The following is an 11,026-nucleotide window of genomic DNA, read 5'->3' as shown; positions in this document are numbered from 1 at the left end:
CATGCTCCCTGGTTTTCCCAGCATATTGGAGAAGAACCCTCCCACTTGGTCTGCATTCAATCCAGTGAAGTCTCCTTTGATGGTATGTACAAAATAGGAGAGGAGCCAACCGGTTATGGTGGTATAGAACATCATCAATACATAGTTTCCGATGATGGCAAGTTTGCCATAGACTTGCCAAGGTTTTTTCTTGGGGGTCAATGTTTCGAATGTGCGTCCAATATTGGTTTGACTCGCTCTTCCGATGGATAGCTCCATAACCATGACAGGAAGGCCAAGAATGAACAGGAACAAGACGTAGATCAGCACAAATGCTGCCCCACCATACCGACCTGCAATATAGGGAAATCGCCAAACGTTCCCAAGACCTATAGCACATCCTGCTGATAGTAGAATGAAGCCCAATCTGCTTGCCAGTGCTTCACGTGTTTTTGTAGCGCCTACACTCATATAATCTCTCTCTTTCTTCATTGTATCGAGTTGCTCATTGTAGAAGACAACCGTCACATTCTGAAGTATGATACGGGAAAATGCAACCCAAAATTGCCTAGCACGTTGACAGAGTTGCCCCACAAGGGCAAGATACGAAGTAACATAGCACGCAAAGAGGTATAACACATGTCCAGTGGAACAGCATTGCAAGCGTATTTGGCAGAAGCCAAAGAGATGAATGGCCCTATGGTGGCCTATACTGCAGCCCTTGACCAGATTGCACAGGTCGACCAGGGTATTGCAGGTCGCATCGTCAATGAGCTGAAAGATCAGCGGACCCACTTGAAGTTGATTGCAAGTGAAAATTTCTCCTCAATCGCTTCCCAGCTTGCAATGGGCAATTTGCTCACCGACAAGTACAGTGAAGGGTTTGCCTACCACCGCTTCTATGCTGGTTGTGATAACGTTGACGCCATAGAAGCAGCAGCAAGCGAGTATGCTTGTAAGCTTTTTGGGGCAGAGCATGCCTATGTTCAACCTCATAGTGGGGCCGATGCTAACTTGGTTGCATATTGGGCAATTCTCAATACCCGTATCCAGGTTCCTGCTTTGGAGGAGCTCGGCATTCCCAATCCCAGTAATCTTAATCGAGAGCAATGGGATGAGGTTCGTGAGAAACTGGGTAACCAACGACTATTGGGTCTTGATTATTACTCTGGAGGACACCTCACCCATGGGTACCGCCAGAATATTTCAGCCCAGATGTTTGATGCCTATACCTATACAGTTGATGAGAAGAGTGGGCTGCTTGACTATGATGCAATCGAGAAGATGGCACAGGAGATCAAGCCACTGATTCTGTTGGCAGGATATAGTGCCTATCCCCGAAAAATTGACTTCAAGCGGATGAGAGAAATTGCCCATAGCGTTGGTGCAGTATTCATGGTGGATATGGCTCACTTTGCCGGCTTGGTTGCGGGAAAAGTATTCACCGGTAACTATGACCCTGTACTATGGGCTGATGTGGTAACCACCACAACCCATAAGACTCTACGTGGTCCACGAGGTGGAATGGTTCTCTGCAAGAAAGAGTTCTCAGAGAGTGTCGACAAGGGTTGCCCTTTGGTACTCGGTGGACCCCTTCCTCATGTCATGGCCGCAAAAGCCATCGCATTCAAGGAAGCACTCGATCCTTCCTTCAAGGCCTATGCACAAAGCATTGTGAACAACTCTGAGGTCTTGGCAAAAGCATGCCTGGATGAAGGTATTCCTGTTGCTACAGGGGGCACGGACAACCACCTGATGCTTCTTGATGTCAGACCCTTTGACCTGAACGGGAGACAAGCTGAGACAGCCCTCAGGGAGTGTGGCGTTACCTTGAACAGGAATGCTCTTCCCTTTGACCCCAACGGTCCTTGGTACACGAGTGGTTTACGTATTGGAACCCCTGCTGTAACGACACTCAAGATGGGCGAGTCAGAAATGAAAGAGATTGCTTCAATCATTGCATTGGTGCTTAACCACACCAAACCATTGATCCTTACCAAGGGTGCAAATGCCGGTCAACCCAGCAAGGCAAAAGCAGTGACCGAGGAAGGGGCAAAGAGAGAAGCCCAGGACCGTGTCCTGGCCTTGCTGGAGAAGTTCAAACTCTATCCCGAGTTGGATCTTCCCTTTTTGGAGAAATATTTTCCACTCGACAATAACGAGCGGTGATGGTAGCATTGACGATGGTGGAGGCAAGCAATGAGTAAGATTGTAGAGAATCTGCGCTACAGCAAGGATCATGAATGGGTTCGCATTGAGGGTGACTTGGCCTATGTAGGTATTACAGACCATGCACAACATGAACTGGGTGAGATTGTCTTTGTTGAGCTTCCTCCCCTCGGTGAGCGATATCACAAGGGAGAAGAGATCTCCACCGTCGAGAGTGTCAAGGCAGCTTCGGCCATCATCAACCCAATTGAGGGTGTGGTGAAAGAGGCGAATGAGGACCTTGATGGTTCTCCTGAATTGATCAATGAGGATTGTTATGCTCATCATCTCTATATTCTTACCTCATTCTCAGAGGATGATTATGGTGAATTGTTGGATGCAGAGGCATACCAAGCATATCTAGAGACTCTATAGAGAGAACACAACAATGAGCCGCCAGATTTTGGCGGCCTTTATTTGCCCATGTGCTGGAGGCATAGATGATTTATCCCTATATTCCCCATACTGATGAAGACCGAAAGATCATGCTGGAAGCTATCGGCCTTTCTTCAATGGAGGAGCTTTTTTCTGGTTTGTCAGAGGATATCCTACTCTCTGATTCAGTCCCGATCAGTCAGGGAAGGACTGAAGACGAGGTGCAGCGAATGATTGATTCCATTGCACAACGCAATGTACGCGGTATACCGTTCTTGGGGTGTGGTTGTTATGACCACATTGTTCCCTCCACGGTTGAGGCGCTTTCCAGTTTACCCTCATTCGTGACTGCCTACACGCCATACCAGGCAGAGATGAGTCAGGGCTTGCTCCAGGCAATCTATGAGTTCCAGAGCATGGTTTGTGAGATTACCTCAATGGATGTGGCAAATGCCTCACTCTATGATGGAGCAAATGCCGCAACTGAGGCTGCTTCGTTGATGGTGAGTGCAAAGAGGCATACATCGGTGGTATTGGTCTCCTCTACCATCCATCCATTTACCTTGCAGGTCTTGCAGACCTGGGCAAAAGGGACGGGAAGAACGCTGAGATTGGTTGCTGAGAAGGATGGGGTGGTGGATCTCTCATTGCTTCCTTCTCTCTTGGATGCTGACTGTGCTGGTTTGATTGTCCAGAGTCCCAACCGCTATGGCCTATTGGAATCGTATGAGGGTGTGGCAGAAATACTTCATGAGCAAAAAGCTCTTCTGGCTATCTCCAACGATCCGCTGTCTCTTGCCATGCAGAAATCTCCTGGTGGATGGGGTGCTGATGTTGCCATCGGTGACACGCAGTCCTTGGGGCTTCCCCTTGCCTATGGTGGCCCGAGTTGTGGGTATATGGCGGTAAAGGAAGCGCTTTTGAGAAAACTTCCCGGTCGCTTGGTTGGTATGAGCGAAGATGCAAAAGGAAGGAAAGGATTCACCCTGACGTTCCAGGCAAGAGAGCAACATATCAAGCGGGAGCGGGCGACGAGCAATATCTGCTCCAATCATGCGCTTGCGGCACTTATGACAACCATCCATCTCTCCAGTCTTGGATGGGACGGTATGGTCGAAGCAGCAAACCAAAGCTATGCAAAGGCACATTACCTGGCATACCATCTGGCCCAGCTTCCAGGGATGACCCTGGTATGGGACAAGCCCTTCTGGTGCGAATTTCCCTTGGTCTTTTCTGATCCCAAGCGCCTAAGAAAGTTCATGCAGGAGCTTCGCAATGAAGGAATTTTCGCAGGGGTAAGACTCTCAACGTTGACCCGACAGGTCAAGGATGAGTTGGTTCTTCTTGTAGCAGTAACAGAAAAGCGTAGTCGTGAGGAGCTGGAGCTGTATCTGGCCGCAGCAAGGAGGGTGATGAAATGAGAGAGCCGCTATTGATTGATCAATCAAAACAAGGAAGAAAAGCATACTGTTATCCTCCACTGGATCTGCCCAAGGGTTTTTCCCAGGCGCTTCCTCCTCTCCCTAAATCTATCCAGCGAGAACAACCTGCCCGTCTGCCTGAAGTATCTGAACTGGATGTGGTGAGGCATTTTACCCGGCTCTCCACCATGGCACATGGGGTGGACAACGGAATGTATCCACTTGGTTCCTGTACGATGAAATATAATCCCAAGCTCAGCGAGCATATTGCAAAAATGGATGCATTTACCAAAATCCATCCCCTGCAGGATGTCTCGACAACGCAAGGCAGCCTTTCGATCATGTTCAACCTTCTGGAGGACCTTTCCTCCATTACCGGGATGAAATGGGGGACGCTGCAACCCTTGGCTGGGGCTCATGGTGAATATACTGGCTTGAAAATGGTCAAGGCCTACTTTGAGAAGCGCGGTGAGACCGGCCGTACCAAGATACTCATCCCTTCAAGCGCCCATGGTACCAATCCTGCCAGTGCAATGGTGAATGGATTTGAAGTGCTATCCATTGAAGCCAATGAGAAAGGCCAAGTGGATCTGGATGATCTTGAGGCAAAGCTTGATGATTCTGTTGCTGCCGTGATGATGACCAACCCCAATACCCTGGGTATTTTTGAGCAGGATATTCTCATCATCAGCAAGATGGTTCATGCTCATGGGGCAATGATGTACTACGACGGGGCCAATATGAATGCCATATTGGGTATGGCTACCCCGGGTGAGATGGGATTTGATGTAGTACATCTAAATCTGCATAAGACCTTCGCCACCCCACATGGGGGAGGAGGTCCAGGTAGCGGGCCGGTGATGGTGAATGATGCACTGAGGCCATTCCTTCCAAAGCCCGATATCCAGCTAACCGACAGTGGGTATGTCCTTGATTGGGAGAGTGAAGACTCCATTGGGAAAGTCAGTATGTTCTGGGGTAACTTCCTGGTACTGCTCAGGGCATATGTTTATATCCTGAGAATGGGAAGTGAGGGCTTGCGCTCAGCAAGTGCCCATGCCGTGCTGAATGCAAACTATGTGGCAAAGCGGTTGGCCGATGTGTGTGAGATACCCTATGGCACCCAATGCATGCATGAGTTCGTCATCAGTCTCGAGGAGTACAGGCAGAAGTACGGAATCAGGGCCCAGGATGTTGCCAAGGCTCTCATTGACAAGGGGTACCATCCGCCGACCATGTACTTTCCCTCCTTGGTAAGTGAAGCACTCATGATTGAACCTACCGAGAGCGAGAGCCTTGAGACGCTGGAAGCTTTCATCCTTGTCTTCCGTTCCATCCTTGCACAGGCAAAGGAGGATCCTGAGTATGTGAAAGGTGCTCCCTATTCCACCCCTGTAGGCCGCTTGGATGAGGTTAAGGCGATCAAGGAACCAAATCTCCGTTACTAAGCATGACTCACGCTTTTTGCTTTGCAGTCTTTCCAATCCTGAGGTATCCTTAAGGTATGAATAGAATATTAATACAAGACGGATTGCTCGTTGATACGGAATGGACCAGGCATGCTGACATCTTGATCGAGGATTCGAAGATTGTGCATATCGCAGCAAAAATCGATCCAGACACCTTGCCTGAGGGAACAGAGATTGTACAGGCTGAGGATATGTGTATATTGCCGGGTATCATTGATGCCCATACACATTATCACTTGGTAAGCAGGGGAACGGTGACTGCTGACTCCTTTGAGGAAGGCAGCCGTTGTGCAGCCTTTGGAGGGGTCACCACGGTGATTGATTTTGCCGATGATGACAAGAAGGGAAATCTTGCCGCCTGTACCAAAGCGAGAAGTACAGCCATGGGTAAGGAGATGGCAGTAGATTTCTCTTTGCATCAAGGCCTGTACGCGTACAGAGAGACCTTGGAAGAGGAGCTGGTGGAGCTCAAGAAAGCCGGGGTGAAGGTTATCAAGATGTTCACCACCTACAAGGACGTAGGTTATCTGGTCGACAATCAAGAAGAGCTGCGCAAGATCTTCGCTTTATGCAAGAAGCATGACCTCCTGGTCAGTGTCCACTGTGAGGATGATGCAACCATCCAGAAGGTCAATAGCAGCTATACCGGTCCTTATACTCCTCCTTCTCATGCCGTACTCCGCCCAAGTGAAGCAGAGGCGAGAGGTATTGAGACAGTAGGTAAGATAGCCTTGGAGCTCGATATGCCACTATACGTAGTCCATCTTTCGAGCAAGGCTGGACTGCAGAAGGTGAGGGAGCTACGGGCAAAGGGCCTCAGGGTAATTCTTGAGACAACACCCCACTACCTGTTCCTGGATAAGCAAAAGCTTGAAGGGGAGGATGGCCCACTGTATGTAATGACACCTCCCTTGAGGAGCAAGGAAGATAACGAGGCATTGCAGGAAGCAGTGCTTAATGGGGAAGTGCAGATCATTGCAACTGATCACTGTTCCTTTACCCGTGAACAGAAACTCTCCAGCGATGATGTGAGAACCATACTTCCAGGGATCCCCGGTACTGAGGAACTTCTAAGCCTTGTGTACTCCTTTGCAGCAAACAGTGGGAGGATTGGCCTCCAGCAAGTGGTGAATCTGCTCAGTACTGCACCTGCGAAGGCATTTGGGATCTATCCCCAGAAAGGTTCCATCCGAGTAGGAAGTGATGCAGATCTTGTCATCTTCGACCCTGATATGGCTTGGACGATCAGCAAGGAGAATACCCATTCTGCCAGTGGCTATACCCCGTATGAGGGAGTGCAGGTAATTGGAAAGCCGATCATGACGTATCTTCGTGGGCGTTTGATCATGGGAGACAATATCTATCTGGGACGTGCAGGTCATGGAGAGTTTGTTTTCCAGGATGATGTCGGTCGAGGCAAGACCATTATGCACTGAGTTTGAGAGGTTGGTTTTAGTGACGGCATCCTGCAAGGGATGCTGTCTTTCGCTAGTACACTTATTGTCACAGATGGCTATTTTCACTAGACTATCAGCAAGGAGTTTCCATGATTGAAGGCATACTGTTTGACATGGATGGGGTTCTCATCGATTCCGAGCCTGTCATCCTCCACGCTGCAATGACCTATTTTGAACGCATAGGAGTAACAGTCCAAAGCGAGGACTTCACTCCATTCATTGGCGCAGGAGATAAGCGTTTTCTCTGTGGTGTAGCTGAGAAATATGGTGTTTCGATAGACTTTGAGGAAGCCAGAGAGACCTTGTTTTCTCTCTATGCAACATACGCCATGGACCGTGGACCGCTTGAGGGGGTTCATCGTTTTATTTCCAATGCCCGTAAGGCAGGGCTAAAGCTAGCTCTAGCTACAAGTGCTGCACGTACAAAGGCAGAGATCAATCTTCGTGCAATAGGGCTTGCAGAATCGGACTTTGATTGCATGGTAACCGGTGAAAGCATCAAGAGAAACAAACCAAATCCAGATATCTATCAGTTGGCGTCTCTTTCCATGGGGCTTCCCCCGCAGGAATGCTTGGTGATTGAGGATGCCTTGAATGGTATTATTGCGGGTAAGCAAGCCGGATGTTCCGTCTGTGCAGTAGCTACCACCTTCCCTGTATCCGAACTTGTTGATGCCGGGGCAGATTATGTGTTTTCAAGCCTGGATGCATTTGAGGATTTCAACAGTATTGAAGAACTGGAGATGATTCTCTCTTCCAGCAAGGGAAAGGACGACCGTGTGGTGTATGGCGCAAACAAGATCCTGGAAGCATCTTCTCCCTTGAGGGGAGGGAAAGCCCTCTTGGATTTGGCAATTGAGCAGGCATATGAAGCCAGGAAGAATGCTTACACCCCCTATTCAAAATACAAGGTTGGAGCGGCAGTGGTCAGTAGTGCCACCGGCCGGGTATATAGTGGGTGCAACGTGGAAAATTCCAGTTATGGAGCAACCATCTGTGCAGAACGTAATGCGATCCTCAATGCCATAACAAATGAAGGAACCATAGGGATCTCTCTTCTGGTGGTGGTGAGTGAAGATGCTCCTCCAGCCCCCCCATGTGCCCAATGCCTCCAGGTGCTTGCAGAGTTCAGCAAAAAGGATACCGATGTTCACTTGGTGGATGTAGCATACGCTGAAGGCAGAAAAGGTAGTCATGTAGCATACCGATTCGAGGATTTGCTGCCACATCCCTTCATATTCCCCACGATGAGGTCATGATGCGTCAGGTTCGTTTGGTATGCATAATCATCAGTCTGATACTTCTCGGAACAGGTTGCTCAAGCACCCAGCATATGATATCTGAAGAGGTGCTCTCTGATTCGGTTCCTTTCGAGGAAAAACTCTCTTCGTTTCAGATTCCTTCCGTGCAGGTTTCCTATCCTGACGTATACTATGATGGAAGGGCATGGAGAGACCGGCTTATTGAGTTGGTAGAGGGTGCGGAGGATTATCTTATCACCAGTGCATTCCTTGCCTCCAGTTCCGAGGAACTGGAAGAGCTGTACAGTGCACTTGCCAGGAAAGCAGAGAGTGGAGTCCGCGTATACTTTGTGGTAGACGGGACAGGTCCTTTTGACATGACAGAGACACGCTTTCATTTGATACCGCTCAAATTCCTCCGTGAAAGCGGGGTTCACCTCCTGGAGTTCAATTCCATCAGTGGTGCACGGTTGGTGAGCGGCTTAAACCTCCTTTACCGTGACCACCGAAAATTCCTCATCGTAGATGGGAAGCATGTCGCGCTTGGGGGGATGAACCTCAACTATATCTCCATTGGTGCTGAAAACGAGCAACTGCAACGGGATAGCATGTATGAATTCATCTCTCCTGAACTCAGCAGCCTTATTCTTGACTATTTCGTTCCTTGGTGGAATGAACAGACCTGGGATGAGATAGATAGGGATGACTTTACCGTTGATGAAACCTCGCTTGAAGGAAAGGAGACATACCAGGGTTGGTATGTGAACCAGGAACCGAAAAGCGCACAGATCAGCAAGCTCATCGGCTCACTGCTTAGTGAGGCGGACCACTCAGTACAAGTGCTGCCGTTTCTTCCCTTCATGGATGAGGAGATGATCACGGCTTTTAGAATGGCACAAGAGCGGGGTGTAGAGATCCAGATGATCATACCCTTTGACCGGCGGGTTACCAACCGTAAGGGTATTGAGTACATGACAAAGGATCTTCTTGATATGGGGATTGATCTCCGTATCGAGGAAGAGAGAGCGGAAACCCAACGGTTGCTGCATGAGAAGTTGCTCATTGTAGATGAGCGCTATGTCTTGATTGGATCAACGAATATCAATTACCGTTCGATGAATCTCGCTTATGAGAATTCCCTGGTGATTGACAGCCCGGAATTGGCCCAACAGTTGAAACTTCATTTTGAAGAACTGTATGAGGGAACTGTTCCCATTACCGAAGAGATGGCCGAGGGGTGGCATACCCTCATGAACTGGCCCCGCTTTATAACCGCATTCTTTGGAGGTTGATGATGAAGAAGCCAACAATGATACTCATACTGCTGATACTTCTTTTATCAACTCCTGTAATGGCCCGATCGTTCGGGTACGGGTTTGGGTACTATGGTGAAGAGATCTCAGATGGACCTGAGCGATTGTCCAGTGGGATGGAAATCTCACTGGCTTACCGACCTTGGTTGCTGGAGTACGGGAATCCTTCCTTGGTGGGCAAGGTAGCCTTAGGAACCGATCAGGATAAGGAGTGGGTCATTCCATACCTGCAGGTAGGCTTGCATGTAGATCTTGTCAGGACCACGAATCATCCATTCAATTTCATTGCTCACAATGTGGTCGCCTATACTCCTGCTCTTGGGGTTTTCTACCAGTTTGATCCTGCAAGGGAGGCCTCTACCTTCACCGTGGAAGCAAGTCTGTTGAAATTGAGCCAAAAGGACTTCTGGTATGAAGTGCTTTCCCCCTTTATCGCCTTCAATATGGATAAGGGCGTAGTGGACAGTTGGGGGATCAACCTTGTCCGTTACACGTATTTTTTCAAGTAGGGTATCATGCAAAAAAAATTGTTATTGACCAGTATCATCGTCTTGATTGTTGTTTCTCCTCTTTTCGCTGGGTATTTTGACCTGGGAATTACCTTGGGAACCAATGCCCACTTATATGAGAAAGATCTTGATCCAAGTCGAATGAAGCTTGCGTGGGGACTTTCTACCGGTTTAACGGATGTATGGGAATTTGATGTTCAGGTAGATACTCGGATCATTCCCGACCCATTCAGCAGCTCATCGGTTTCACTGCTCATGCAACGAACGTTGCTGGGACAACGTTCCACCGCATCTGCAGTGGCAGGGGTAGGGATCAATACGCTCTTGGGAGCAGGTGTCATGGTAAGTTCCTACCAGGAGCAAGGAACCTTGGGAATAAGCCATGTGTTGCTCTCCTTGACCCCTGTAACGATAGGAAACCCCGTAAATGGGAAGAGAGAGCGTCTGCTCTCTCTCACCCTGGCATACAATCTATCAAATGGACAGATTGGTTTGCTTTTTGATTTGATCAAATATGATTTCTATGTGGTAGGTACCTACAAGGACTACCGCTAGCAGGTCCCTTCCAGGGCCATCATCTTGTCAACTCGTCTCTGGTGTCGTTCTCCTTCAAAAGAGACCTCCATGAAGGCATCCAGCATATCAACGGGGTCTTCCGGATAGTCGATTCTTCCGCCAAATGCAATAAAGTTCGCATTGTTGTGGCGTCTCGCCATTGCTGCTGCATAGCAGTTCTGGGGGAGAGCACAACGGATACCTTCAACCTTATTTGCACTGATGGAGATTCCAATTCCGGTTCCACAGAGGACAATACCGAATTCATACTCGCCTTTCTTGTATTCCAGGCAAGCTTCTTTCGCGATATCGGGGTAATCTACCGAATCGTTGGAAGTTACTCCCAGATGATTTACCGTATAGCCCATCTTTTCCAGATATCCAATTAATCTCTTGGCCAGTTCAACCGCACCATGGTCATTTGCAAGCACTACACTAGGCATATTACATCTCCTTGGTTCCTTCGATGGTACCCTATTTGCACTACTCTGACTAGCTG

10 protein-coding genes and 1 pseudogene are annotated in these 11,026 nt (G+C 48.7%); 9 read left to right on the top strand and 2 right to left on the bottom strand.

Annotated features, from left to right (window positions below):
• A pseudogene (locus tag JF818_RS04400) lies at positions 1-507 on the bottom strand (hypothetical protein); the annotation flags it as partial.
• A 111-nt stretch (positions 508-618) separates the two neighbouring features.
• Between JF818_RS04400 and JF818_RS04395 the strand changes: the two are divergent.
• The 9 genes from JF818_RS04395 (at position 619) to JF818_RS04355 (ending at position 10,527) form a co-directional block, all read left to right on the top strand.
• Positions 619-2,148, top strand: a complete 1,530-nt coding sequence (locus tag JF818_RS04395; RefSeq protein WP_198890758.1) for a glycine hydroxymethyltransferase — start codon at positions 619-621, stop codon at positions 2,146-2,148.
• A 30-nt stretch (positions 2,149-2,178) separates the two neighbouring features.
• On the top strand, positions 2,179-2,562 hold the full coding sequence (gcvH, locus tag JF818_RS04390; RefSeq protein ID WP_198890757.1) for a glycine cleavage system protein GcvH: 384 nt from the start codon (positions 2,179-2,181) through the stop codon (positions 2,560-2,562).
• A gap of 65 nt (positions 2,563-2,627) precedes the next feature.
• The gene (gene gcvPA, locus JF818_RS04385; protein WP_198890756.1) at positions 2,628-3,983 is read left to right on the top strand and encodes an aminomethyl-transferring glycine dehydrogenase subunit GcvPA; all 1,356 of its coding nucleotides are present in this window, start codon (positions 2,628-2,630) and stop codon (positions 3,981-3,983) included.
• Entirely contained in the window at positions 3,980-5,431 is a 1,452-nt protein-coding gene (gene gcvPB, locus JF818_RS04380; protein WP_198890755.1) for an aminomethyl-transferring glycine dehydrogenase subunit GcvPB, read from the top strand. The genes gcvPA and gcvPB overlap by 4 nt, the downstream gene beginning before the upstream one ends.
• Positions 5,432-5,487: 56 nt before the next feature.
• Positions 5,488-6,888, top strand: coding sequence for a dihydropyrimidinase (gene hydA / locus JF818_RS04375; RefSeq protein ID WP_198890754.1), 1,401 nt, complete (start codon positions 5,488-5,490; stop codon positions 6,886-6,888).
• Positions 6,889-6,998: 110 nt separating this feature from the next.
• Positions 6,999-8,168, top strand: coding sequence for a cytidine deaminase (cdd, locus tag JF818_RS04370; RefSeq protein WP_198890753.1), 1,170 nt, complete (start codon positions 6,999-7,001; stop codon positions 8,166-8,168).
• Positions 8,165-9,442 carry a phosphatidylserine/phosphatidylglycerophosphate/cardiolipin synthase family protein gene (locus JF818_RS04365; RefSeq protein ID WP_233066017.1) on the top strand — a complete coding sequence of 426 codons (1,278 nt, stop codon included), beginning with the start codon at positions 8,165-8,167 and terminating at the stop codon, positions 9,440-9,442. Before cdd ends, JF818_RS04365 begins: the two co-directional genes overlap by 4 nt.
• Positions 9,443-9,444: 2 nt before the next feature.
• The gene (locus tag JF818_RS04360; protein WP_198890752.1) at positions 9,445-9,972 is read left to right on the top strand and encodes a hypothetical protein; all 528 of its coding nucleotides are present in this window, start codon (positions 9,445-9,447) and stop codon (positions 9,970-9,972) included.
• A gap of 6 nt (positions 9,973-9,978) precedes the next feature.
• Positions 9,979-10,527 carry a hypothetical protein gene (locus JF818_RS04355; RefSeq protein WP_198890751.1) on the top strand — a complete coding sequence of 183 codons (549 nt, stop codon included), beginning with the start codon at positions 9,979-9,981 and terminating at the stop codon, positions 10,525-10,527.
• Here the strand turns inward: JF818_RS04355 and JF818_RS04350 are convergent.
• Positions 10,524-10,970 (bottom strand): RpiB/LacA/LacB family sugar-phosphate isomerase, encoded by a 447-nt coding sequence (locus JF818_RS04350; protein WP_198890750.1) that lies wholly within the window; start codon positions 10,968-10,970, stop codon positions 10,524-10,526. The genes JF818_RS04355 and JF818_RS04350 overlap by 4 nt on opposite strands.
• Positions 10,971-11,026: the final 56 nt, after the last annotated feature.

The sequence above is a fragment of the Sphaerochaeta sp. S2 genome (assembly GCF_016406725.1).
Classification (GTDB): Bacteria; Spirochaetota; Spirochaetia; order Sphaerochaetales; family Sphaerochaetaceae; genus Sphaerochaeta.
Note: the sequence above shows the minus strand (reverse complement) of the source record. Positions and strands in the feature narration are given on the sequence as shown.

Coding starts and splice junctions, on each gene's coding strand:
- JF818_RS04395 (WP_198890758.1), top strand. CDS start 619: ATGTCCAGTGGAACAGCATTGCAAGCGTATTTGGCAGAAGCCAAAGAG.
- gcvH (WP_198890757.1), top strand. CDS start 2,179: ATGAGTAAGATTGTAGAGAATCTGCGCTACAGCAAGGATCATGAATGG.
- gcvPA (WP_198890756.1), top strand. CDS start 2,628: ATGATTTATCCCTATATTCCCCATACTGATGAAGACCGAAAGATCATG.
- gcvPB (WP_198890755.1), top strand. CDS start 3,980: ATGAGAGAGCCGCTATTGATTGATCAATCAAAACAAGGAAGAAAAGCA.
- hydA (WP_198890754.1), top strand. CDS start 5,488: ATGAATAGAATATTAATACAAGACGGATTGCTCGTTGATACGGAATGG.
- cdd (WP_198890753.1), top strand. CDS start 6,999: ATGATTGAAGGCATACTGTTTGACATGGATGGGGTTCTCATCGATTCC.
- JF818_RS04365 (WP_233066017.1), top strand. CDS start 8,165: ATGATGCGTCAGGTTCGTTTGGTATGCATAATCATCAGTCTGATACTT.
- JF818_RS04360 (WP_198890752.1), top strand. CDS start 9,445: ATGAAGAAGCCAACAATGATACTCATACTGCTGATACTTCTTTTATCA.
- JF818_RS04355 (WP_198890751.1), top strand. CDS start 9,979: ATGCAAAAAAAATTGTTATTGACCAGTATCATCGTCTTGATTGTTGTT.
- JF818_RS04350 (WP_198890750.1), bottom strand. CDS start 10,970: ATGCCTAGTGTAGTGCTTGCAAATGACCATGGTGCGGTTGAACTGGCC.